The sequence below is a fragment of the Acidovorax facilis genome (genome assembly GCF_050626955.1).
Classification (GTDB): Bacteria; Pseudomonadota; Gammaproteobacteria; order Burkholderiales; family Burkholderiaceae_C; genus Acidovorax; species Acidovorax facilis.
In genome coordinates, this window is the sequence record NZ_CP192460.1 from 3,635,706 (window position 1) to 3,659,811 (window position 24,106).

The 24,106-nt window shown below is 65.4% G+C and carries 21 protein-coding genes; 9 read left to right on the forward strand and 12 right to left on the reverse strand.

Going from position 1 to position 24,106, the window contains the following annotated elements:
* Window positions 1-15: 15 nt before the first annotated feature.
* The gene (locus tag ACQ4MJ_RS16655) at window positions 16-963 is read left to right on the forward strand and encodes an SMP-30/gluconolactonase/LRE family protein (protein WP_228898859.1); all 948 of its coding nucleotides are present in this window, start codon (window positions 16-18) and stop codon (window positions 961-963) included.
* Between the two features lie 14 nt (window positions 964-977).
* Window positions 978-1,463, forward strand: a complete 486-nt coding sequence (locus tag ACQ4MJ_RS16660; protein ID WP_228898860.1) for a hypothetical protein — start codon at window positions 978-980, stop codon at window positions 1,461-1,463.
* Window positions 1,464-1,536: 73 nt separating this feature from the next.
* Here ACQ4MJ_RS16660 and ACQ4MJ_RS16665 read toward each other — a convergent pair whose 3' ends face one another.
* Window positions 1,537-2,763: an AGE family epimerase/isomerase gene (locus ACQ4MJ_RS16665; RefSeq protein ID WP_431151920.1), complete on the reverse strand. Its 1,227-nt coding sequence runs from the start codon at window positions 2,761-2,763 to the stop codon at window positions 1,537-1,539.
* Window positions 2,764-2,873: 110 nt separating this feature from the next.
* Window positions 2,874-4,439, reverse strand: coding sequence for a glucose-6-phosphate isomerase (gene pgi / locus ACQ4MJ_RS16670; protein ID WP_431151919.1), 1,566 nt, complete (start codon window positions 4,437-4,439; stop codon window positions 2,874-2,876).
* A 187-nt stretch (window positions 4,440-4,626) separates the two neighbouring features.
* Here pgi and zwf point away from each other — a divergent pair, with 187 nt between their 5' ends.
* Window positions 4,627-6,081, forward strand: coding sequence for a glucose-6-phosphate dehydrogenase (zwf, locus tag ACQ4MJ_RS16675; RefSeq protein WP_121422369.1), 1,455 nt, complete (start codon window positions 4,627-4,629; stop codon window positions 6,079-6,081).
* Window positions 6,082-6,167: 86 nt separating this feature from the next.
* On the opposite strand, the gene ACQ4MJ_RS16680 is transcribed toward zwf, so the two are convergent.
* Window positions 6,168-7,079 carry a helix-turn-helix domain-containing protein gene (locus tag ACQ4MJ_RS16680; protein ID WP_218298762.1) on the reverse strand — a complete coding sequence of 304 codons (912 nt, stop codon included), beginning with the start codon at window positions 7,077-7,079 and terminating at the stop codon, window positions 6,168-6,170.
* A 126-nt stretch (window positions 7,080-7,205) separates the two neighbouring features.
* On the opposite strand from ACQ4MJ_RS16680, the gene ACQ4MJ_RS16685 reads away from it, so the two are divergent.
* The 4 genes from ACQ4MJ_RS16685 (at window position 7,206) to ACQ4MJ_RS16700 (ending at window position 11,374) form a co-directional block, all read left to right on the forward strand.
* Window positions 7,206-8,072, forward strand: a complete 867-nt coding sequence (locus ACQ4MJ_RS16685; protein WP_431151918.1) for an SDR family NAD(P)-dependent oxidoreductase — start codon at window positions 7,206-7,208, stop codon at window positions 8,070-8,072.
* A 127-nt stretch (window positions 8,073-8,199) separates the two neighbouring features.
* Window positions 8,200-9,963, forward strand: coding sequence for an FAD-dependent oxidoreductase (locus tag ACQ4MJ_RS16690; RefSeq protein WP_431151917.1), 1,764 nt, complete (start codon window positions 8,200-8,202; stop codon window positions 9,961-9,963).
* Window positions 9,953-10,303 (forward strand): NIPSNAP family protein, encoded by a 351-nt coding sequence (locus tag ACQ4MJ_RS16695; RefSeq protein ID WP_431151916.1) that lies wholly within the window; start codon window positions 9,953-9,955, stop codon window positions 10,301-10,303. The genes ACQ4MJ_RS16690 and ACQ4MJ_RS16695 overlap by 11 nt, the downstream gene beginning before the upstream one ends.
* A gap of 66 nt (window positions 10,304-10,369) precedes the next feature.
* Window positions 10,370-11,374, forward strand: a complete 1,005-nt coding sequence (locus ACQ4MJ_RS16700; protein WP_431151915.1) for a tripartite tricarboxylate transporter substrate binding protein — start codon at window positions 10,370-10,372, stop codon at window positions 11,372-11,374.
* Between the two features lie 31 nt (window positions 11,375-11,405).
* Here ACQ4MJ_RS16700 and gloA2 read toward each other — a convergent pair whose 3' ends face one another.
* The 7 genes from gloA2 to ACQ4MJ_RS16735 all read right to left on the reverse strand — a co-directional run bounded on the left by gloA2 (window position 11,406) and on the right by ACQ4MJ_RS16735 (window position 18,451).
* Entirely contained in the window at window positions 11,406-11,837 is a 432-nt protein-coding gene (gene gloA2 / locus ACQ4MJ_RS16705; protein ID WP_431151914.1) for an SMU1112c/YaeR family gloxylase I-like metalloprotein, read from the reverse strand.
* On the reverse strand, window positions 11,834-12,811 hold the full coding sequence (glk, locus tag ACQ4MJ_RS16710; protein WP_121422360.1) for a glucokinase: 978 nt from the start codon (window positions 12,809-12,811) through the stop codon (window positions 11,834-11,836). The genes gloA2 and glk overlap by 4 nt, the downstream gene beginning before the upstream one ends.
* Before the next feature lie 200 nt (window positions 12,812-13,011).
* Complete coding sequence (locus ACQ4MJ_RS16715) at window positions 13,012-14,088, reverse strand: ABC transporter ATP-binding protein (RefSeq protein WP_121422359.1); 1,077 nt, start codon at window positions 14,086-14,088, stop codon at window positions 13,012-13,014.
* An 8-nt stretch (window positions 14,089-14,096) separates the two neighbouring features.
* Complete coding sequence (locus ACQ4MJ_RS16720) at window positions 14,097-14,966, reverse strand: carbohydrate ABC transporter permease (RefSeq protein ID WP_121422358.1); 870 nt, start codon at window positions 14,964-14,966, stop codon at window positions 14,097-14,099.
* Window positions 14,956-15,837 (reverse strand): carbohydrate ABC transporter permease, encoded by an 882-nt coding sequence (locus tag ACQ4MJ_RS16725; protein WP_121422357.1) that lies wholly within the window; start codon window positions 15,835-15,837, stop codon window positions 14,956-14,958. Before ACQ4MJ_RS16725 ends, ACQ4MJ_RS16720 begins: the two co-directional genes overlap by 11 nt.
* Window positions 15,838-15,958: 121 nt before the next feature.
* A complete protein-coding gene (locus ACQ4MJ_RS16730; RefSeq protein ID WP_121507506.1) occupies window positions 15,959-17,077 on the reverse strand; it encodes a carbohydrate porin in 1,119 nt (372 codons plus the stop codon).
* A gap of 123 nt (window positions 17,078-17,200) precedes the next feature.
* Window positions 17,201-18,451 carry an ABC transporter substrate-binding protein gene (locus ACQ4MJ_RS16735; RefSeq protein ID WP_176888375.1) on the reverse strand — a complete coding sequence of 417 codons (1,251 nt, stop codon included), beginning with the start codon at window positions 18,449-18,451 and terminating at the stop codon, window positions 17,201-17,203.
* Between the two features lie 224 nt (window positions 18,452-18,675).
* Between ACQ4MJ_RS16735 and ACQ4MJ_RS16740 the strand changes: the two genes are divergently transcribed.
* The gene (locus ACQ4MJ_RS16740; protein WP_055395176.1) at window positions 18,676-19,395 is read left to right on the forward strand and encodes a response regulator transcription factor; all 720 of its coding nucleotides are present in this window, start codon (window positions 18,676-18,678) and stop codon (window positions 19,393-19,395) included.
* Window positions 19,396-19,559: 164 nt separating this feature from the next.
* Window positions 19,560-20,954 carry a sensor histidine kinase gene (locus ACQ4MJ_RS16745; protein ID WP_121422354.1) on the forward strand — a complete coding sequence of 465 codons (1,395 nt, stop codon included), beginning with the start codon at window positions 19,560-19,562 and terminating at the stop codon, window positions 20,952-20,954.
* Window positions 20,955-21,984: 1,030 nt separating this feature from the next.
* Here ACQ4MJ_RS16745 and tal read toward each other — a convergent pair.
* Window positions 21,985-22,932, reverse strand: a complete 948-nt coding sequence (gene tal / locus ACQ4MJ_RS16750; RefSeq protein WP_121422352.1) for a transaldolase — start codon at window positions 22,930-22,932, stop codon at window positions 21,985-21,987.
* Between the two features lie 7 nt (window positions 22,933-22,939).
* Window positions 22,940-24,022 (reverse strand): ABC transporter ATP-binding protein, encoded by a 1,083-nt coding sequence (locus ACQ4MJ_RS16755; protein ID WP_431151913.1) that lies wholly within the window; start codon window positions 24,020-24,022, stop codon window positions 22,940-22,942.
* Window positions 24,023-24,106: the final 84 nt, after the last annotated feature.

Consider the following 24,106-nt stretch of genomic DNA (forward strand, 5'->3'; position numbering starts at 1 on the left):
ACCCCACTTCAACCCATGTCCCTGCAAACCCTGCCCCTGCCGCCCTCCGAACTGGGCGAATCACCCTTCTGGCACCCCACGGAAAAATCCCTTTACTGGTGTGACATTCAGGGACAAACAGTACACGCATGGCATCCTGAAAGCGGTCGCCACCGGCAATGGCGCATGCCCAGTGAGCCCGGCTGCTGCGCGCCTGCATCGGGCGGGCGATTGGTAATCGGGTTACGAAACGGTTTCTACCTTCTGGATACGGCGAAGGACAGTGCCGACACCACCGCCCTCACCTGCCTGGCCCTGCTGCCACCTGATCAGCACGACACCGCTGTGCTGCGCCTGAATGATGGCCGCTGCGACACCGCAGGGCGATTCTGGGCGGGCTCGGTCATCAGCCCTCGCACCGCGCCGGATGCCGCGCTGTGGTGCCTGCAGGCCGACCCGACCAGCGCCACCGGCTACCGCGTGCGCCACATGGCAGGCGACAACTTCACCGCCAACGGCCTGGCCTTCAGCCCCGACAACCGCACGATGTACTGGTCAAACACGCCGGAGCACCGCATTGACCGGTTTGACTTTGACGTGGCCACGGGGGAGATCACCAACCGCCGCCCCTGGGTACGGTTTGACCGCAAGGTGGACGGACAGCCTTACGGCGGGCGGCCCGATGGGGCTGCGGTGGATGTGGAGGGGAACTACTGGGTCGCGATGTACGAAGGCGCTTGTGTGTTGCAACTCTCGCCATCGGGTGAGGTGCTGCAGCGCCTTGCAGTGCCAGTGCAGTGCCCGACCATGGTGTGTTTTGGGGGGGAGGATCTGCGGACGCTGTACGTCACGTCGGCACGGGCCGGGAGGCCGGTGGAGGAGCAGGAGGCGAAGACTCCTGCGGGATCGCTGTTCAGCGTGCGGGTGGAAGTGGCAGGACTGCCAGTGAATTTTCTCCAAGGACAATCGACGAGCGCAGCTTAAAAAGGCGCCTCACCATGAACTACACCCTTCGAACATGTGCCGCCTTTTTCGCGGGAAGCTGCCTGGCATTTGACGCTTCGGCCCTCAGCATGAAGGCGCTCAAGACGCACGTTGTTCAATTCCATGAGAGTGGCGTCACCCTTGCCGCAGCAGATCGACAAGCAGTGGCCACATTTGCAGAATCTCTGCGTGAAGCGGATTGGTGTCCGCTGGTTGTTGTGATCGGTGAAGCAAAGTTCCTCATCGACAAACACGACACCAAAACCATGGCCGAAGCCAGAGCCGCCTATGTCACGAATCTATTGAAGCGAAACGGCGTCCCAGCCCAAGTGCTCTTCTTTTTTGTCCAACCCTCCCCCACCCTATCTGCATCGGTTGAGATTGAAGCTGTGGGTTCCCCATCAAGCCCCGGGTGCAAGCACTCCAGGACAGAGGAAGGCTTTCGTCCTTCCCCGCCCGAACTCGAACCGAACACCGGCGCCCCGGCGTTCATTCGCTAGTGCGTAGCAGCGCAGCCGTCGCGCCAGAGACAGGGGCAGACATAGCATCCGTGCACCAGCACGCAGTGCTTTGCTAGCGACCAACCACCCCCAGCACGTCAAAACACGCCCCCATGTTGTGATAGTCCACCTTCCCCGCATTGCTTTTTTCGCGGGTGGTGTTGCGGTTGTCGCGGTGCAGGATGCGAAACCACGCGCCGTGATTGTGGTCCACAAAGTGCTCCCAGCAGTAGGCCCAGATGCGGTCGTACCACTGCCAATACCGATCGTCGCCCGTGCGCACAGCAAGAACGGCAGCGGCGGCCATGCTCTCGGCCTGCACCCAGTGGTATTTGCCGTCGTCGCAGATGCTGCCGTCAGGCGCCATGCCGTAGTACAGGCCTCCGTGCTCGGCATCCCAGCCGCGCTCTACGGCGGTATCGAACAGGCGCTGTGCACAGGGCAGGTGCCAGTCGGCGGGCAGCAAGGCATCAAGCTGCAGCAGCAGCTTGGCCCATTCGGTCTGGTGGCCGATCTGGTAGCCCCAGGGGCGGAAGATGTTGCTGCGGTCGTGGCGGTTGTAGTCCCAGTCCACCGACCAGTCGGCATGGAAGTGCTCCCACACCCAACCTTCGGCAGCCGGGGCGCTGGCAGGGTTGGATAGCGCCGCCTGCCGCTGGCAGATGCCTTGCGCCAGTTGCTCGGCACGCTCGATGTAGCGGCGCTCGCCCGTGGCGCAGAAGGCCGAGATCAGGGCCTCGCAGGCGTGCATGTTGGCGTTCTGGCCCCGGTAGCCTGTGAGCTGCCAATCAGGACTGGCCTCGTCGGCATACAAGCCTGCGGTGGGTTGCCAGAAGTGCTGTTCGGCGGTGTCAAACGCCTGGGCCAGCCACTCGCGGGCTTCGGGCACGCCAGCTTCAAAGGCGCGGGCGTAGGCCAGCATCACAAAGGCCATGCCGTAGCAGTGGCGCGTGGCGTCTTGCACGGTGGCGCGGCCTTCATTCCAGTCGATCAGCCAGGCGTAGCCGCCCGTGGCGGGGTCGAGGAACGCGGTGCGCAGAAACTGCAGCGCGTGCAACATGCCGGCCTGGTAGCGTGCCTCGCCCAAGGTGCGGTAGAGCATGGCGTGCGTGACCACAAAACGGGTAGCGCTGACCAGGTGGCGGGTGCGCGTGTCGTACACCGCGCCGTCATCCAGGAAGAAGTGGTACTGCCCGCCGCTCGCGTCGGTGGCCACGGGGTCGTAGAACGCCATGGTGTCACGCAGATGCTGGCGCAAAAAGGCTGCGGAGCGGAAGTCCGGATAGGGCGGAATCGCCATGGGGGTGTCTCCTGATGCGTTAGCTGTAGGCCAGAGACCGTGCAGGCCTCTGTCGGTGGGGGGCCTGGTCTGCCGCCAGCGCTGCCCCAAAACGAGCAATGTTCCGGGAGTCAGGCCGCGCTGCGCAGAAGGCCCAGCAGGCCGGCGGTCGAGCCATCCAACCCCGCAGCGTCGCCACTGGCCAGGCGCGCCTCAATGTCCTTGGCCAGCACCTTGCCCAGCTCCACGCCCCACTGGTCAAAGCTGTTGATGCCCCAAAGGCTGCCGCTCACAAACACGCGGTGCTCCTGCAGCGCAATCAGCGCGCCCAGCGATGCGGGGGTGAGCGCATCCAGCAGCAGGAAGGTGCTGGGCCGGTTGCCCGGGAAGTGGCGGTGCCCATCTTCCCCTTCCTTGCCCACCATCAGCGCCTGGGCCTGCGCCAGGGCGTTGGCCAGCAGCTTGTTGTGATGGCCCGGGAGTGGGTGGGTGGGCTGGCGCACGGCGATGAGTTCCAGCGGCAGCACGTCGGTGCCCTGGTGCAGCATCTGGAAAAACGCGTGTTGGCCGTTGGTGCCCGGCTCGCCCCACAGCACGGGCGATGTGGCATAGGGCAGCGGCTGGCCGTCCAGCCCCACGCGCTTGCCGTTGCTCTCCATCTCCAGTTGTTGCAGATAGGCCGGCAGGCGGCGCAGCGCTGCGTGGTAGGGCGCGATGCAGCGGCTGGTGAAGCCATGGAAGTTGCGGTACCAGATGTCCAGCAGGCCCAGGCGCACGGGCAGGTTCTGCGCCAAGGGGGCGGTGCGAAAGTGTTCGTCCATGGCGTGCGCGCCGGCCAGCAGATCGCGAAAGCCCGCCGAGCCAATCGCAATCGCGATCGGCAGGCCAATGGCGGACCAGAGCGAATAGCGCCCGCCCACCCAGTCCCAGAAGCCGAAGGTGGTGGTGATGCCCAGCGCCTGCGCGGCATCGACATTGGTGGTCAGTGCCGCAAAGTGGCGCCCCACATCCTGACCGCCTTGCGCCGCAAACCAGGCCAGCGCCGAGCGCGCGTTGGTCATGGTCTCTGCCGTGGTGAAGGTCTTGGAGGCGATGAGGAACAGCGTGCTCTCGGGCTTGAGCGTGCGCAGTGTGGTGTGCAGCTCATGCCCGTCCACGTTGGAGACAAAGTGCAGGCGCTTTCCCGGTGCGCGGAACTGCTCCAGCGCCAGCACGGCCATGTGCGGGCCCAGGTCCGAGCCGCCGATGCCGATGTTCACCACATCGGTGATGGACTCATGAGCACGCACCGTGTCGGCATAGGCCAGCATGGCATCCAGCGTGGTGTGCACCTGGGCCAGCTTGTGTGCAATGTCTGGCCCGTCGCCGGGCAACGCCAGGCCCCGGGGGCGGCGCAGCAGCGTGTGCAGCACGGCGCGGCCTTCGGTGCTGTTGATGGGCTGGCCGCCAAACATGGCGTCGCGGTGCCGGGTGAGTCCACTGGCACGGGCCATGTCCAGCAGCAGCGCTTCGGTGGCGGCGTCCCAGAGGTTCTTGGAAAGATCCGCAAACACCTCGGGCGCATGCTGGCTGAAGCGCTCAAAGCGCTGCGCATCACTGGCAAAGGCCTTCCGCAGGTCCAGACGGCTGCCATCTGCGGAGAACGCGGCCTGCAACTGAGGCCACTGCGGAGTTTGGTCGCAACGGAGGGAGGACATGGTGGATTCAGGATGTGGGGAGGTGAAAACCGGCGAGATAGTAACTTGATTACACAATTTATCTAATAATTTTCTGCGCACGAACTGTCAAAAAACGTTTTACAGCCTCTACAGCTACACAATTCAATGTAACGAGATTACAATTTCCAACCTCAGACGCACAACAACACCCTGATACGGAGACCCCATGAGTTTTGACCTTGTCCTGTTTGGTGGAACAGGTGACCTGGCTTGGCGCAAGCTCATGCCCGCATTGTTTCAGGCGTTCCGGCACGGAACGCTGCCCGAGGGGGGGCGCATCATTGCCGTGGCGCGTGACGAGCTGAGCCACGAACAATACCGCAGCCTGATAAAGGCGCGGTTTGACAGCGTGGAACTGGCCAAGCGCCCCACCCCGGACGAGTTCGAACGCTTTGGCGCGCTGCTGCACTACCTGCGCATGGATCTGTCCAAAACAGAGGACTACACCAAGCTGGCCGCCATGCTGCATGAACGCGGCGCCGACTCGGTGGTGATGTATGTGGCCACCGCGCCCAGCCTGTTCACCAACGTGTGCGAGCAGATCGCCGCCGTGGGCCTGAACGGCCCCACTACCCGCGTGGTGCTGGAAAAACCGCTGGGCCACGACCTCCAATCGAACCAGGCCATCAACGACACGCTGCGCCGCGTGCTCAAGGAAGAGCAGGTCTTTCGCATCGACCACTACCTGGGCAAGCCCTCGGTGCAGAACCTGTTTGCCATGCGCTTTGGCAACGCACTGTTCGAGCCCCTGTGGCGGCGCGAAACCATTGCCAACATCCAGATCACCATTGCCGAAGAACTGGGCGTGGAAACGCGCGGCGCGTTCTATGACCAGACGGGCGCCCTGCGTGACATGGTGCAGAACCACGCGCTGCAACTGCTGTGCGCCATCGGCATGGAGCCGCCCATCAACTCCAGCGCCAACGCCATCCGCGATGAAAAGCTCAAGGTGCTGCAATCGCTCAAGCCATGGAGCATGGAGACCATCGGCCAGCACGTGATTCGCGGTCAGTACGCTGCGGGCAACGTGCACGGCGCGCAAGTGCCCGGCTACGCGCAGGAAAAAGGCGTGGCCCCCGGCAGCACCACCGAAACCTTTGTCGCGCTGCGCACCGAGATCAGCAACTGGCGCTGGGCCGGAGTGCCGTTCTACATCCGCACCGGCAAGCGCCTCGCCGGGCGCGACGCGCACATCGTCGTCAACTTCCGCCCGGTGCCGCATCCCATCTTCAAGACCCCGGTGGGCGCCGCCAACCGCCTGGTGATCAACCTGCAGCCCAAGGACGGGCTGGAGCTGCACCTGCTGGCCCAAGGCGCCGCCCAGCACCAGACGGAGCCCGCGCTGTCGCAGGTGCACCTGAACCTGGACTTCGACCAGCGCTTTGGCACCGAGCGCGTGGGCGCCTACGAGCGCCTGCTGCTCGACGTGATTGCAGGCCGCCTGAACCTGTTTGTGCGCAGCGACGAGCAGGAAGAAGCCTGGCGCTGGGTCGAGCCCATCCTGCAGCACTGGAAAAACGACCCCGTGGGGCCGCGCCCGTACACGGCGGGCAGTTGGGGGCCTAGCTCGGCCAGCGCGATGATTGCACGCGATGGGTATTGCTGGAGCGAGGAGATGTGAGCGGGGCGTTCACGCCACCTTTCTCCACCACGTCTCTCCTCGCCATCACGCTCTTCACCCGGGCGCGCCGCGCTGCGGCAGATCAATCAGGCGCCCGCCAGCTGCGCCCGGGCCTCCCGCCTGAAATCGGTGGGGCGTTGGCCTGTGTGTTTCTTAAAGAACCGACCGAAGTACGCCTCGTCCTCAAACCCCAGCTCGGCGGCGATCTGCTTGACCGACAGGGACGAATACACCAGCTCTCGTTGCGCTTCGTGCACCACGCGCGCGTTGACCATATCTTGGGCCGACATGCCGAGCACTTCGCGGCACAGGCGCGAGAGTTGCCCTACGGAAATCCCCAGCGCGTCCGCGTAGGAACGCACGGGCGTGTGCTGGCGGACATGCACATCCAGCAAGGCACGGAACCGCTCGATCTGCCCAGCCTTGCGTGAGCGCCCAGGCCCCGGCAGCGCGGCGGACGTCTGCGCCAAACGGGCAATCTGCACGAACAGAGCCACCAGCAGGGGCATACCTGCGGCCCTAACGCCCCCGTCGCCATGGGACTCCTGCTCGATCACCTCAAACAAGGGTTGTAGCGCCTGCGCATGACGTCCACCCGGATCCACCGGCAGGACCAGGGGGCGGCGGATGTGCTCCAGCAACTCCGGCGCCGCCAGGGCAGCCAGCGACTCCAGCGGCTTCTGCGCCGCAGTGATGACCGGGCCGTCCGTGGCCGGATGAAAGCTGAACCCATGCACCGTGCGCGCGGGAATCACCACTAGGCATGGCGGGTGCAGCGGCCAGCGCTGGCCGTCCATCAGCGCGCTGCCGCCCGCGCCGCCCGCCGTCAGGTACAGCACTTGGATCAGCCCCTCGTGGAAATGCAAGTCGATCTCCCAGCCAAACAAGCTGGAACGTTCAGGCACCCGCTCCAGATGCACCAGATCGGCCCAGGCCGGCGAAGCGTCCTGCGTGCCGTAGAGCGCGAACTGTCGCACCGTCCCGGGCTCGATTCTCATGGTTTTCCCTCATTCCGAGTGGGTGGCATATGCACGAATTGTCCTGATTATCGCTCGCTTTGTCGATTGAGAAAAGCCGCAGGGTGCGGGATGCTTCACCCCATCACCACAAGGAGACAGCGGCCCATGAACCACAGCGACAACCGCATCGCTCACGATGAATTTTCCTCCGCGCAGGGCGCGGACTGGCTACGACTGAAGGGACGCGTCTGCGTCGTAACGGGGGCCGGCAGCGGCATCGGAGCCGCCATTGCAGGCGCATTTTCAGCGGTCGGTGCCCAGGTGGCGTTGCTGGACCGTGACGGAGAGGCCGCACGACAGGTGGCCACACGATTGACCACCCAGGGAGGCCATGCGCTGGCTGTGGCCTGCGACATCACCGACGAAAGCGCTGTGTCCGCCGCAGCCGTGCAGGTGCGTGAAAGCCTTGGACCCGCCGCCGTTCTGGTCAACAACGCGGGCCTGCTTCGTCCGGGTAGTCTTGACAGCGTCACGCTGGCCGACTGGAACGCCGTGTTGACCGTCAACCTGACCGGCTACCTGCTATGCAGTCGTGCCTTTGGGCAGGACATGCTGCAGGCGGGCCGGGGTTCACTGGTGCATGTTGCATCGGTATCGGCCCTGCACCCGCAGACCGCCAGCGGCGCCTACAGCGCCAGCAAGGCGGGGGTGCTGCTGCTGTCGCGCCAGCTGGCGGCCGAGTGGGGCCCCCGGGGCGTGCGCAGCAACGCCATCTGCCCCGGGATGATCCGCACCGCGCTGTCTGCCCGCTTCTATGAGGAGCCAGGCTTCGAGGCGCGGCGCGCAGCAGCCACGGCCAGCCGCCGCGTCGGCGAGCCCCGGGATATCGCCGAACCCGCGCTGTTCCTCGCCAGCGACCGATCGGCCTACATGAACGGCGCAGAGCTGCTGGTCGATGGCGGCCTGGGCTGCATGTTGATGGACATGGTGCCGCGCCCGGGCTTCAACCGCACGCCGGCCCCAGCCACCTGACGCGCACCGCCCCGCACGGCGCCACCCCTGACCAGAACCCACGCACCAAGCGCCACCGGTGCAGGCCGCCGCATGGGCAATGCCCGGTGCCCCCTGCACATACGCCCCTCAACAAGGAGACTGCAACATGAACCCTGCCAACCCTTCCTCCAGCCAGGAACTGACATGCGACCTGCTGGTCGTGGGCTCCGGCGCCGGCGGCCTGTCCACCGCCATCGCGGCCAGGAAACACGGACTGGATGTCATCGTGATCGAAAAGGCAACCTGCTTCGGAGGCACCACTGCCTTCTCGGGCGGGGTGCTCTGGATCCCCGGCAACACCCAATGTGCTGCACCAGACACCCGCGAGGCCATGCGCACCTACATGAAGGACCAGACGGGGCCGTTCTACCAAGCTGATGCGGTCGACGCCTTCCTGGACCATGCGCCCGAGATGGTGGCCTGGTTCGAGCGCGAGACTGCCGTGCGCTTCGTGCCCACGCTCTACCCCGACTACCACCCCGACGCACCAGGGGGCGCTGCCATTGGCCGCTCCATCCTGGCCGCGCCCTATGACGCGAGCCAGCTGGGTCCAGAGCTGGCACGGCTACGCCCACCGCTGTCCACGATCACCTTCGTGGGCATGATGTTCAATTCGTCGAACGCCGACCTCAAGCATTTCTTCCGCGCCACCAAATCGGTGGTGTCGGCTGCCTATGTGGCACGGCGCCTGGGGGGCCACCTGCTGGACCTGCTGCGCTACCGCCGGGGCGTGCAGGTGACCAGTGGCAACGCCCTGGCTGCGCGCTTGGCCAAGACCTGTTTCGACCTAGGCATTCCGATCCACACCGAGGCCGAAGCGCGCGAACTGCTGCAAGCTGATGACCGCGTGACCGGTGCACGCGTGCACACGCCCCGGGGCGAACGGCGCATCCGCACCCGCCGGGGCGTGGTGCTGGCCTGCGGCGGCTACCCCCACGATGTGGCCCGCATCACCCAGCGCTACCCGCACCTGGCGAGTGGTGGCGAGCACCTCTCGCCTGTGCCCGCAGAGAACACCGGCGATGGCCTGCGCCTGGGCGCGCAGGTCGGGGGGCAAGTGGATGAGCGCTTTGACAGCGTGGGCGCAGCCGCCTGGATGCCGGTGTCGCGCGTGCCCCTGAGCCAAGGCCGCACGGGGGTGTTTCCGCACCTGCTGGACCGCTACAAGCCCGGCATCATCGGAGTGCTGCGCAACGGGCGGCGATTCACCAACGAGTCCCACTCGTACCACGACGTAGGCGCTGCCATGATCGAGGCTTGTCGTGGTCAGTGCGAGACCGCCATGTGGCTGCTGTGCGACCAGGCCACGCTGTCCAAATACGGCCTGGGCTATGCCAAGCCCGCGCCCATGCCCGTGGGCGGCCTGATTCGCAAGGGCTATCTCTTCAAGGGCCGCACGCTGGCCGACCTGGCCCAGGCCGCTGGCATCGACCCCGAGGGGCTGGAAGCCACCGTGCGCGAGTACAACGCTGGCGCGCGCACCGGCGAGGACCGCCAGTTCGGGCGCGGCACCACGGCCTTCAACCGCTACCTGGCCGACCCCGACCAGCAGCCCAACCCCTGTGTGGCCCCCATCGGTGCTGGCCCTTACTACGCCGTCAAGGTCGTCATGGGCGACCTGGGCACCTTCGAGGGCTTGCGCACCACCACCGACGGCCAGGTACTGCGTGCCGACGGGCAGGCTGTACCCGGGCTGTACGCCGTGGGCAACGACCGCACCAGCATCATGGGCGGCAACTACCCTGGCGCCGGCATCACGCTGGGGCCGGCCATGACCTTTGGCTGGATCACCGGCCGCCACGTGGCGGGCGCATGGCCGCCAGGCCAGCGCACAGCGCCCATACGCAAGGAGGCCTGCCATGCCGCATGAGCCCTTGACCAAGCCCCTGGTGGACCACCGCATCTACACCATCCGCCTGCGCAAGATGGGCGAGTTCCTGGAGGTGTTCAACCGCATGGCCATGCCCGTGCTGATGGACACACTGGCACACCCGGTGGGGTTTTACGTCAGCCAGGTCGGTCCCTTGAACCAGTTCGTGCACCTGTGGGCCTACGCAGACCTGGCCGACTACGAGCGCCGCTGCCAGGCCCGCGACAGCCACCCAGCATTTCCCGCCTACCTGGCAGCGTCAGAGCACCTGATCGTGGCGCAGGAAACGCGGCTTGTCCGCGCAACGCCCATGCCGGGCTGGAGGACGCACCAGCCCTGAAGCAACACCCGCCCTGCCCCATTGCATTCACCAGACCACCAGATACAACATCAACGGAGACAAACCATGCACATCTCATCCCTTCGCACCGTCATCACCCGTCGCAATCTGCTGCTGCGCGCCAGCGCCGCAGCCTGCCTGGCGGCCACCACGGGCGCCAGCCTGGCCCAGCCCCCAGCGTGGCCGAGCAAGCCCATCCGGTTGGTCGTGGGCTTTCCGGCTGGCGGTACCACCGACGTGATGGCCCGCGTCGCAGGCGCGGCACTGAGCCAGTCGCTCGGCCAGCCCGTCGTGGTGGACAACAAGCCGGGGGCCAGCGGCAACCTGGGCGTGATGGAAACCAGCAAGGCCGCACCCGATGGCCACACGCTGATGGTGGCCCCCATTTCGGTGCAGACAGCCAACCCCTTCCTGTTCAAGCCTGCACTGAACCCCGAGCGCGACCTGCGCCCCGTAGCCAGCCTGGGCTACGCCCAGCTCTACCTCGTGGCCAAGAAGGGGCTGCCTGTGCAAAGCGCCAACGACCTGGTGGCCATGGCCAAGGCGGCGCCTGGCAAGCTCAGCTATGCCTCCGGGGGGGCTGGCACCCAGATGCACCTGGTGGGCGAACTCTTCAAGCAGCAGGCGGGGTTTGACGCCGTGCATGTGCCTTACCGGGGCGCGGCACCGGCGCTGCAAGACATCCTCGCCGGGCAGGTCGACTACTACTTCGACCCGGCCACCGGTTTCCAGCACATCCGCGAAGGCCGCGCACGGCTGCTGGCCGTGACCGGCACCAAGCGCTCGGCCTTCTTCCCGGAGGCACCCACCCTGACCGAGCTGGGCATCAAGGGCGTGGAGCTGGGCAACTGGTTTGGCGTGTTTGCGCCCGCAGGCACGCCCAGCGACATCGTGAACCGACTGGCCGGCGAGATCGCCAAGGCGGTCGCCCTGCCGGAGGTCAAAAACCGCTTTGCCGACCTGGGGGCCGAACCCATCGTGCAAGGCGCCACTGCCTTCCAGCAGACCATCGGGGCAGAAACGCAACTCCTGTCAGCGCTCATCAAAGAACGCCGTATCGCCGTGGACTGATCGCAGGACAACGAAGGAGAACACGCACCGGTCAGGCCGGCTTCACCAGCTCGATCGGCAACCCATCAGGGTCGGCAAAAAAGGTGAACAACGCGCCGGTAAACGGATCGACCCGCACCGGCTCCACCGCCACGCCATGCGCTACCAGCGTGCCCACGCTGGCCTCCATATCGGCTACGCGCAACGCCAGATGGCGCAGGCCACAGGCCTCGGGGTACGACGGGCGCTTGGGTGGATGGGGGAAGGAAAAAAGCTCCACCTGCGTTCCATCGGGTAACTGCAGGTCCAGCTTGTACGACTGCCGCTCCGCCCGAAAGACTTCGTGCACCACCCGCAGGCCGAGCACCTCGGTGTAGAAGCGGCGCGAGCGGACATAGTCGCTGGCGATGATGGCCACATGGTGCACACCGCTGACCTGTAGCGCAGGCCCCGGCGCGGGCGGTGCGGCAACTTCGCTGCTCATCCTTCAGAGCCGGCAATATCGAGCGCACGCGAAGCTCCATACAGCGCAGGCGTGGCGCTCGGGTCGATGATCCAGCAGGGGATGGACGCGAGGTAGGGCTGAAAGCGTCCCTTGGACTCGAACCGTGCGCGGAACGAGGATTTGTCGAACCACGTGCCCAGGCGCGGCACCATGCCGCCGCCAATGAACACGCCGCCGCGCGCGCCCAGGGTAAGGGCCAGGTTACCCGCCACGCTACCCAGAAAGCCGCAGAACAGGTCCAGCGCCTCCAGCGCCAAGGCGTCGTTGGACTGCAGTGCCAGCTCGGTCACTTCGGCGGCCGAACTGATCTCCTTGCCGCCGCGCTGGGCCAGCCTGCGCAGCGCATGGTACAGGTCCACCAGCCCCGCACCCGATACCGCGCGCTCTGCGGACACATGGCCATAGCGTTCTTGCAGGATGGCCAGCACGTCGAATTCGCGCTGCGTCTGCGCGGCCAGCGAAACGTGCCCACCCTCGCCCGACAGGGGCACGCCGTTGCTGGACCCCGGCGGGAAGACCAGACCCGACACGCCCAGGCCCGTGCCCGGGCCCAGCAGCGCGATGGCGGCGCCCGGCACGGCCTCGCCACCGCCCACGGGGCGCAGCAGGTCGGGCGTCAGCAGGGGCAGCGCCAACGCCAGCGCGGTGAAGTCGTTGATGACCACCAGGCGCTCAAAACCAAACGCCTCGCGCACCGCGCGCTGCGAGAAGCTCCAGCTGTGGTTGGTCATGCGGATGGCGTCGCCCGTGACGGGGTTGGCAATGCCAAACGCCGCCTCGCGCGGGGTGGGTACGCCCACTTCTGTCAGATAGGCCGCCAGCGCAGCATCCACGGTGGGGAACTGCGCGCAGGGCAACACGCGCGTGTCGTGCAAGGGGCCGCCCGGTTCGTTCTGCCAGGCCAGTCGGATATTGGTGCCGCCGATGTCGGCAAGGAGGCGCTGAGGGTGCATGGGAAAAAGATGAAAACCAAAGGTCACACGCCCCCGTTGCCCTGCGGCAGACGGCGGACTGCGGATCGCCAACGCTATTATTTATATAGCTTTTGACGCTTGATAGATAAGCGCTAGAGCCTCTTTTTACCTGAATTACCGCTTCAGGCAAAGACCAAAGCCCCTTCTCGCAGCGACCCAGGGGCGGGGCTCCCAACCGCTCAGCCTGTCAATCGATCTTCGGACTTGGCGTCGAACCAGTGGGCGTTGGCGGGCTCTACCGCCAGGCCCACGGCGTCGCCGGGCTGCACACGGGTCTGCGCATCGGTGCGCAGCGTGACGCTGCCTGCGGCGGTGTCCACCATCACATAGGTGTCGGGGCCCGTGGGCTCCACCACGCTGACCCGCCCGCGCCAGGGGGCAGTCTCCTGCATCACCAGGTGCTCAGGGCGCACGCCCAGCAGCACTTCGTTGGAACCGCTTTGTGGGGGGGATGGAGGTGCCAGGTTCAACGCCGCGCCCTGGATGCCAAACTGCCCGCCTGTGACCGCGCCACGCAGCAGGTTCATGGTGGGCGAGCCGATGAAGGTGGCCACGTAGGTATTGGCCGGGCGGTTGTAGATCTCGTCGGGCGTGCCCAGCTGCTGCACCACGCCGCCCTTCATCACCGCGATTCGCGAACCCAGGGTCATGGCTTCGACCTGGTCATGCGTCACGTACACGCTGGTGATGCCGCTGGCCTGGTGCAGGCGCTTGATCTCGGCGCGCATCTCCACGCGCAGCTTGGCGTCGAGGTTGGACAGCGGTTCGTCAAACAAGAAGAGCTGCGGCTGGCGCGCCAGGGCCCGGCCCATGGCCACGCGCTGGCGCTGGCCGCCCGAGAGCTGGCTGGGGCGGCGGTCGAGCAGGTGACTGATCTGCAGCATGGCTGCGACTTCGTCGATGCGCTTTTGGCGCTCTGGCTTGGGCATCTTGCGCATCTCCAGCGCAAAGCCAATGTTGTCGGCCACGGAGAGCGTGGGGTACAGCGCGTAGCTCTGGAACACCATGGCGATGTCACGGTCGCGCGGGGGCATGCCCACCACGTTCTTGCCACCGATGCGGATCTCGCCTTCGGTGGGCTCGTCCAGGCCCGCAATGATGTTGAGCAACGTGGATTTGCCGCAGCCCGAGGGGCCGACCAGGATCAGGAACTCGCCCGGTGCCACGTGGATGTCGATCTTGCGCAGCACTTCCACGCTCTTGTCACCCTTGCCAAAGCGCTTGTTGATGCCCGCGATGTCCAATGAAGACGCCATGATTTTCCTTAACCTTTCACCGCGCCAGCCGTCAGGCCGCGCACAAAAAACTTGCCTGCGAGAACATAGATCACCATGGTGGGCAAGCCTGCGATGATCGCGGCCGCCATGTCCACGTTGTAGGCCTTCACACTGCTGCTGGTGTTGGCCAGGTTGTTCAGGCCCACCGTCACGGGCTTCGAGTCGGTGCCCGAGAACACCACGCCAAACAGGAAGTCGTTCCAGATGTTGGTGAACTGCCAGATCAGCGTGACCATGATGATGGGCGTGGACAGCGGCAGCACGATGCGCCAGAAGATCTGGAAGAAGCTGGCGCCATCCATGCGCGCCGCGTTCACCAGCTCCTTCGGGATCGCCGCGTAGTAGTTGCGAAAGAACAGCGTGGTGCCCGCCAGCCCCGCCAGGCAGTGCACCAGCACCAGCCCGGTGATGGAACTCGAAAGCCCTAGCCATCCCAGCACCTGGCTCATGGGCAGCAGCACCACCTGGAACGGCATGAACACACCAAACAGCAGCATGCCGAACAGCGCATCGCTGCCGCGAAACTTCCACAGGCTCAGTACATAACCATTGAGCGCACCCCACACGGTGGAGATCATCACGGCCGGCACGGCCATGGCCACCGAATTCCAGAAGAACGGGCGCAGGCCATTGCAGTCCACGCCCGTGCAGGCGCTGGACCAGGCCGTGCCCCAGGCTGCCCCGTTCAGCGCAGCGGGCAGCGCCAGCAGCGAGGTGCTGCGGATCTCCTCGGCATCCTTGAACGAGGTGACCAGCATGGCGTACAGCGGTAGCAGGAAGAACGCGGTGGCCAGGGCCAGCACGGCATAGACCAGCAAGCGGCCGAGCGACGGAAAGAGGGAGGGCTTAGCGGTCATGGGGCTTGGTCCGCAGTTCGCTGTAAAGGTAAGGGATGACCAGTGCCGCCACGGTGGCCAGCATCATGGTGGCACTGGCGGCGCCCAGGCCGATCTGGCCGCGCGAGAACGACATGGTGTACATGAACGTTGCGGGCACGTCGGTGGAAAAACCAGGGCCACCGGCGGTGAGCGCCATCACCAGGTCAAAGCTCTTGATCGCCAGGTGCGACAGCACCATGACTGTGGAGAAGAACACGGGCCGCAGTGCTGGCAGCACGATGCGCCAGTAGATGCGTGGCAAGGATGCACCATCGACCTGCGCGGCCTTGATGATGCTGTCGTCGATGCCCCGCAGGCCCGCCAGGAACAGCGCCATCGCAAAACCAGCGCTTTGCCAGATGCCTGCAATCACCACGCAGTAGATGGCCATCTCGGTGTCCACCAGCCAGCCAAACTCAAAATTCGGAAAGCCCCAGTCGCGCACCATTTTTTCGATGCCCAGGCCCGGGTTCAGCAACCACTTCCAGGCCGTGCCCGTGACCACAAACGACAGGGCCATGGGGTACAGGTAAATGGTGCGCAGCGCGCCCTCAGCGCGGATCTTCTGGTCCAGCAGCACGGCCAGCACGACGCCGATGGCCAGGGACCCGCCCACGTAGCCCACGCCGAAGATGCCGAGGTTCTTGAGCGCGACCCACCAGCGGTCCATCTCCCAGAGTTTTTCGTACTGCGCGAGGCCCACCCACTCGTAGTTGGGGAGCATGCGCGATGCGGAGAGGCTCAGCACGCCATTCCAGACCATCAGGCCATAGATGAAGGCAAAGCCCAGTACAAAAGCCGGTGTCACGACCAGCTTGGGCAGCCATGTTTCAAACGTGTTTTTGCTCATGGCCACGGTATGTGTTTGTCATCGTCCTGCATGTAAAAAAAGCGGGGGACACGCAGGAGTGCCCCCCAAATGAACAAAGTAACCTCTGACTAACTCGCTAACTCACTACCTACTCAACGGATCACCACCACACCTCGTACTGCACGCCCACCAGCGTGCGCGAGGTCTTGCCATTGGCGCCAAAGGTTGCGGCATTGGCCAGTGCCGCTGCCTGGTTCCAGTTGGCCTTGGTCACGTACAGACGCAACTCGGGACGTGACCAGAAGTCTTCCGACAGGGCCAAGGCGCCCGCCAGCGTGACCTTGGACAGGCGCTGGTCAGCACCAGTGCCCTTGCGGGTGGTGGTGGACAGTTCCACCAGGCCCTTGAAGTTCTTGGTGAACGCATAGGAGCCACGGCCACCCAGCGAGAAGTCCTTGGTCTCCACGCCCGTCAGATCAGCCTTGTTGGTCTGGTAGCCAATGAGGGCCTGACCACCAAACGGGCCGCTTTGCCAATTGATGGAGTCGGCGATGCGGGTGGCGCGCTTGCCAGCGCTGGTGCCCTCGATGGCCTCGAACTCTCCGTCGATGCGCGCATGGCCCCGCGATGTTTGCAGGTACAGCGTGTTGGTGATGCTGGGCAGCAGGAATTCCTTTTGCGTGTGCATGAAGGAGATGCCCGAGCCCGAACCGCCATTGACCTGGCCCTTGCCCCCCACCGCCGTCAGCAGCACCCGCAGCTTGCCACCCGGGTTGGTGTTGATCTCCGACAGGTCGGCGTTGATGCGGTGTGCCTTCACGTTGTTGGGCAGGCCACCGTCGAACTTGTCGCCGGTGAACACACCCAGGCCCAGCTTCATTCCGCCGACGGGCACGTCGGTCACACCGGCGCCGATGTTGTCGCCGTAGTTCAGCAGGAAGTAGTCGACGATGTGCACGTCCTGGATCCGCAGGCGGCGCTGGCCGACCCAGAACTTGGCTTCGGGCGAGAACGAGAAGCCGCTCATTTCCACAAATGCCTGTTCGGTGCTGATGTCGCCACTGCCCCACTTGGCGGGCATGTAGTTGACCTTCCACTTGACACCGCCGGCTTCAAAACCGCGTGCAAAGTTGACTTCGATGCCGTTGTCACCCTCGTTGCCCAGGCGGTACTTCTGCAGTTCGCCACCCAGCGAAAGGTTGCCCTTGACGCCGTCGGAGTGGTTGAACACCGGGCCGCCCCGCGAGTAACCGTTGAACTCAAAGCCTGCTACATCCATAGCAAAGGCGCCATTCGCGCATGCGGCGGCCAAAGCCACCGCCGTAAGGCGGTTTCTTGTCTTCATGATGGGATCCCTCTGGGGTTGGTTTTAGTGCGTGTGTGCGCGTGTGTCTTGCACGGCTTACTTGGTTTTCGCGGCGGCCGCGATCTTCTTCATGGCATCGGCGACGCTGACCTTGTCGTCGTTCCAGAACTGGCTGACCACGTCCTTGATGGCGCCTTCGGTGGCCGGGGCAATTGCCATGCCGTGGGCCGCGCTGGGCACCAGGCCGCCGCTCTTGGCGGTGTCCACAAAGTCTTTGGCCGAGGCCTTGGCGCAGTCGTCAAACTTGTCCATGGGCTGGCCCGCACGCACGGGGATGGAGCCCTTGTTCAGGTTGAACACTTCCTGGAAAGCGGGGCTCATGATGGCGCTGGCGAGGTCGCTCTGCGCCTTCTGTGCGGCAGCATCCTTCAGCTTGAACAGAATGAACGAATCGACGTTGAAGGTGAACGCGTTGGCCGAGCCCGGTGCAGCAGCACACAGGAAGTCTTTGCCCGGCGCCTTGCCTGCGGCCAGGAACTCGCCCTTGGCCCAGTCGCCCATCAGCTGAAAGCCTGCCTTGCCCTGGATCAGCATGGCCGTGGCCAGGTTCCAGTCGCGGCCAGGGGCGCCGGGGTCGGTGTAGCCCTTGATGCGGCGGAAGGTCTCCAGCGACTTCTTCATGGTGTCGCTGTTGATGGCCTTGTCGTCAAGCTTGACCAAGGCGTCCTGGTAGAACTTGGGGCCACCCACGCCAAGCACCACCGATTCAAACGTGGTGAAGTCCTGCCAGTTCTGGCCACCGTGGGCCACGGGCACCAGACCTGCGGCCTTGAGCTTGTCGGCTGCCGCAAAGAACTCGTCCCAGGTCTTGGGCATGGCGGCCACGCCAGCCTTCTTCAGGGCCTCGGAACTGCCCCACATCCAGTTCACACGGTGCACGTTGACCGGGGCGGCCACGTAAGCGCCCTTGTACTTCATGACATCGGCGACCACCTTGGGCAGCAGGTCATCCCATTTTTCAGCCTTGGCCAGGGTGTCCATGTTGGCCAGCACGCCTTCGGACGCCCACTCCTGAATGGCCGGGCCCTTGGTCTGCGCAGCCGACGGTGGGTTGCCCGAGATCACGCGGCTCTTGAGCACGGTCATGGCGCTGTCGCCACCGCCACCGGCCACGGCAAAGTCGCGCCAGGTGTGGCCCTTGCCCTGCATGATCTTCTTGAGCTCGGCCACCGACTTGGCTTCGCCGCCCGAAGTCCAGTAGTGCAGGACCTCCACCTCCCCCGCGCTGGCCGACATCGCTGCCGCCAGGCCCACCGCCACTGCGGCGATTTTTGTCATCTTCCACATACCCGTGTCTCCTCGATGTTTGAATCCGTTGGTGCGCCGCAATCCGGTGCTGTTCAGCGCAGTCGGTACTTTAATTACAATAATTAATGAACATATCAGGGCTTTCCCGGGTGTGGGTTACATACCAACGCCATTGGCCCGTTATTGAATTACCAACCGCTGCGGGTGCAAGCATTGCCGTGCTGCAGGAGCCGCTGGCGGGGTGCTTTGTTATGCTCAATCCCATGGCCACGATACTGATTGTTGAAGATGATGCCCTGCTGCTGGACGCGCTGACTGGCCAGCTCCAGCAGCTGGAATTCGGCGTGCACACGGCCTCCAGTGTGGCCGAGGCCACCACGCTGCTGCAGTCGCAGGCGGTGGACGGCATCATCCTGGACCTGGGCCTGCCCGGCGCCGACGGCATGGAGCTTCTGACCTGGGCGCGCACCCACATTGCCGGCCTGCCCGTGCTGATTCTGACCGCGCGCGATGGCGTGGAAGACCGCGTGCTGGGTCTCAATGCCGGGGCTGACGACTACATCACCAAGCCCTTCAACATGCAGGAGCTGCAGGCCCGCCTGCAGGCCATGCTGCGCCGTGCGCGCCAGCCCGCCTTTACCCAGGCCAGCAGCGCCGCAGGGGGCGCCAGCACCACCATCGGCCCGCTGGTGCTGGACCACGCCAGCCATTCGGCGGCGCTCAATGGCGACCTGCTCGACCTGACCCAGCGCGAATGGGAGCTGCTGGAGTTGCTGGTCAACCGCTGTGGCGAAGTCGTCACGCGCGACGATGTGCTGGCCGCCTGGCGCGCCAGCCCCCCGGAGCCCGGACAAACCGCCGCGCCCCCGCTCAACTCCAACGCGCTGGAGGTGTATGTGCACCGCCTGCGCAAGAAGCTCGACACCTCGCCGCTGGCCATCCGCAACATCCGGGGGCTGGGGTACATGCTGAACAGGCCGTGATGAAGCACCCCCTGAGATGCTTCGCATCTTCCCCCCGTGGGGGGGACGCCGCCAGCGCACACAAGCGCAGCGCCGTATCTGCGGCTTGGCGGCCCTTGCGCGGCGGCACTGACCTCGGTCGCGCCAGTTGCAAGCCGCGCGCCATTTGATTTTTGCGGTCATTCATGCGCCACGTACCTGGGGTTTCTCTTCAACGCAAGCTGCTGCTGTGGCTGCTGCTGCCGCAGCTGGTGCTGTGGCTGTCGGGCGGGTTTCTGGCGTGGCGCATTGCGCTACAGAACGGCGAGAAGGGCATTGACCAGACGCTGACGCAGTCGGTGCGGGCGCTCGCGCGGCAGATCAAGCCGATCGGGGACGGGTTGCTGGTGGACTTTCCCAAGGCCGCGCAGGACATCCTGGAGCAGGACCCGGCCGACCGCATCACCTACATGGTCTCGTCCCCGCCCGGCCGCTTTCTGCTGGGCAATGCCCAGTTGCCCCCGCCGCCGCCCGTGGAGGTGCGCGTAGGCGACCCCTACCTGTACCACGCCCGCGTGGACGACCGCCCCGTGCGCGTGGCGCTGCTGGACGTGGACTACGGCACACCCCAGACGCGCCAGACCCTGCGCGTGCAGGTGGCGCAGAGCCTCACCGTGCGCGAGCGCATCGCGCAGGAGCTGCTGGAGCAGATGGTGTTCCCCATGGGGCTGATGGGCCTGGCGCTGAGCGCCGTGGTGTATGCGGGCGTGCTGCGCGGCCTGCAGCCCTTGAAGCGCCTGGAGGCCCAGATCGAGCGCGCCGGCGCCCTGCCGCAGGCTGGCACCACACCGCTGCCCCCCATCGAGCTGACCTCGGCTCCGCAGGAGGTGCATTCGCTGGCCAGCACCATCAACCGGCTGCTGGAGACCGTGGCGCGCGGCCAGCAAAAGGAAAAGCGCTTTCTCAACGACGCTGCGCACCAACTGCGCACCCCGCTGGCCGGGCTCATCGGCCAGACCGAGCTGGCCCTGCACGAAAGCCATGAGCCCGCCGTGCAGGAACGGCTGCAGAAAGTGCTTTCGGCCGCCCAGCGCAGCGCCCACTTGGTGCACCAGCTGCTGCAGCTGGCGCGCTCCGAATCGAACGTGGAGATGCAGGCCATCGACCTGGCCTGCCTGGCCCGCGAAGTCGCTCGCGAATGGGCAGCCCGCGCCCTGGCGCAGGGCATGGACCTGGGCTACGAGGGTGACGACAGCCTGCCCGTGCAAGGCCAGCCGGTGCTGCTGCGCGAGGCGCTCAACAACCTCATCGACAACGCACTGCACTACGCAGGCCCCGGCGCCACGGTGACAGTGCGTGTTGGCCACGAGGAGCCCGGGCGCTGGGCCTTGCTGCTGGTGGAGGACGACGGGCCGGGCGTGCCAGCCGAACACCTGGGCGATCTGTTTGCGCGCTTCTGGCGCGGGTCGGACAAGGCGGGGGGGTGTGGGCTCGGGCTGTCGATCGTGGAGGAGATCGCGCTGCGGCATGGCGGCCGGACGGTGGCGGAGGGGGTGGTTCCGAGGGGGTTGCGGGTGGGGATGCGGCTGCCTGCAGGGTAGGTGTTTTTGGTATTTTTTTGGGGCCTTGCGCTTGGCCCACGAGCGCGAACAGCTACTTTTTTTCATAGCACTTTGCATTTGCTATTCGGACTGAGCCTGCCGAAGCCGGGGCACACCCCCACCCGCTCGGGCTGAGCCTGTCGAAGCCAGGGCACACACGCTCGCTGATCTGTGCGGTATGCCTGGTTTCAGGGCGGGAGCCGGGGGGTGCGCCCGGCGGCGCAGTAACTTTCTCTTGTCTCGCCAAGAGAAAGTCACCAAAGAGAAAGCGACCCTGCTGTCTGCGCCCCCTTCGCTGCGCTACGGGGCAACCTGGGGTGCTCGGTCACGAGGTGCACCGCAGAACTCGCTGCGCGCCTGCGGCGCTCCGCTCGGACAACTGCGGTGAGTCAGTTCACGAAGCATGTGTGTCCTTTCGGCACACATGCCACCCCGCGCCCTGCGCGCCCCAGGCGCATACAGAAGGGAACCCAACGAACATCCATCCGGGCCATCGCTTTGCTCGGCCCCATCTCACGGGTGCAAGCGCCACGCGCTGCGCAGGCGGGGCCGAGCGCAGCAATGGCCCGCGTGGCTGTTCGGCTGTTGGATGTTCGGCTGCCCAACCCCCTGCTGGCTGCGCCTGCGGCGGGGCGGTTGCGGGGTGGCACGCGCGTCGGAGCGCGCGTGCTTCGTGCACTGACTCGCCGTGGTTGTCCGAGCGGCGCGCGCCAGCGCAAAGCGAGTTCCACGGCGCACCCCGCAACTGCCCCGACGCAGGTTTGCCCCGTAGCGCAGCGAAGGGGTCGCAGACTGGGGGTCGCCTTTCTTTTGGGTACTTTTCTTTGGCGAAGCAAAGAACAAGTACCTCGCCCGCCGGGGCGAGTCCCGGCCTCCGCCTTCAACCCCAGCATGCTTTTCACACCAGCGCGCCAAGGCCTCGACAAGCTCAGCCCGAACGCTATGGGGCAAACCGCGTAGCTACAAAATCAATAGCAGCTAGCGCTTTCTACACAAGCGCTAGCCGCCAAAACCACTAAAAATGCTGACCTCAAGCCGCCAGAATCAGCTTCTCCAGCTTCACCGCATCCACCGCAAACGCCCGAATCCCCTCGGCCAGCTTCTCCGTCGCCATCGCGTCCTCGTTCAGCGCATAACGGAACCCCGCCTCGTCATAGTTCACCGCTGGCAGATCCATCCCCTTCGCAACGCCAGCATCCAGCGCCCGCTGCAACGGCGCATCGCTCGCCGCCAGCTGCGCCAGCAGCTCCGGCGCAATGGTCAGCAGGTCGCACCCAGCCAGCGCCGTGATCTGGCCCACGTTGCGGAAGCTTGCACCCATCACCTCGGTGGCAATGCCAAAACGCTTGTAGTGGTTGTAGATCTGCGTGACGGACTGAACGCCCGGGTCGTTGGCCCCGGCACGCGCAGCCTCGTCCCAGCTCGCGCCCGCCTGCTTCTTGTACCAGTCGTAAATGCGGCCCACAAACGGGGAAATCAGCTGCACCTTGGCCTGGCCGCAAGCCACGGCCTGGGCGAACGAGAACAGCAGCGTGAGGTTGGTGTGGATGCCCTTGCGCTCCAGCTGGGCAGCGGCCTGGATGCCCTCCCACGTGGCCGCGATCTTGATGAGCACGCGGTCGATGTGGATGCCTTCGGCCTGGTACAGCTCGATGATGCGCTCGGCGCGCGTGACGGTGGCGCTGGTGTCAAAGCTCAGACGCGCATCCACTTCGGTGGAGACGCGGCCGGGCACGTGGGTCAGGATTTCGCAACCAAAACGCACCAGCAGGCGGTCGATCACCTCGTCCATGGCGCGCCCTTGCCACTTGGCGACGGTGTCCTTGAGCAGGGGCGCGTATTCTGGCTTTTGCACCGCCTTGAGTATCAGCGAAGGGTTGGTCGTGGCGTCCTGCGGACGGAACTGGGCCAGTTGCAGAAAGTCGCCGGTGTCGGCAACCACGGTGGTGAACTGTTTGAGGGCGTCGAGTTGGTTCATGGCGCCATTATTCCGCATCACGTTGGGCACCTTCGGTACTACCAACCACCGATACGCCGTGGACACCCAGGCTCAGCTGCACGTCATCACCCACGGCCAGCACATCATCCAGGTCGGACGACACCACAAAGATGTGGCCGAGCGTGGTGTCAAAGGTGTATTCGTGCACCGCGCCCAGGTAGGCCCGCTTGTCCAGCCGGGCGGGCAGCAGGCCCGCGCCCTGGCGGTGAATACGCCAGGCCTCCGGCCGCACCGCCACCTTTACCGGGCCGCTCTTCACCGCCATGCGGGGGCGCAGCACCAGCGGGCCGAGTGCCACCATGCCGTCAGCGTCGGCCACGGCGGGGAACAGCATCGCCTCGCCCATGAAACCGGCCACGAACTCGCTGTGCGGGGTTTCGTACAGCGCGCGCGGCGAGCCCTTCTGCGCAATCAAGCCCTGGTTCATCACGATGATCTGGTCGCTCACGGCCATGGCCTCGGCCTGGTCGTGTGTGACGTAAGCCACCGTGAGCGACAGGCGCTGCTGCAGCGCGCGGATCTCTTCGCGCATCTCACGGCGCAGGCGGGCGTCGAGGTTGGACAAGGGCTCGTCGAACAGCAGCACCTCGGGCTCCAGCACCAGCGCACGGGCCAGGGCCACGCGCTGCTGCTGGCCGCCCGAGAGTTCACTGGGCAGGCGGTCGTCATAGCCCACCAGGCCCACGCCGCGCAGCGCCTCCACGGCCTTGGTGCGTGCCTGCTCCTTGGGCTGGCCCGACATGCGCAGGCCGTACATCACGTTTTCCACCACGTTCATGTGCGGGAACAGCGCGTAGCTCTGGAACATCATGCTCACGTTGCGCTGCGCGGGGCCGAGTGTGGTCACGTCCTTGCCGGCAATGAAGATCTCGCCCGAGGTGGGCGACTCCAGCCCCGCGATCATGCGCAAGGTGGTGGTCTTGCCGCAGCCCGAGGGGCCGAGGAGGGTGGTGAGCGTGCCGCGCGGCACCTCAAAACTGATGCCCTTGACGGCCAGGGCCGCACTGCTGTCGCTGCCGTAGCGCTTGGTGATGTTGCGGAACACGATGCCCGCGTCGTTGTTGTTCATGGTTGTCTTTTCAATTGACGATTGCGCCTAGCAACTGGCGCGGTCCAGGCGTGGGACGCCGAGCAAGGGCCGCCCCGCAGCGAG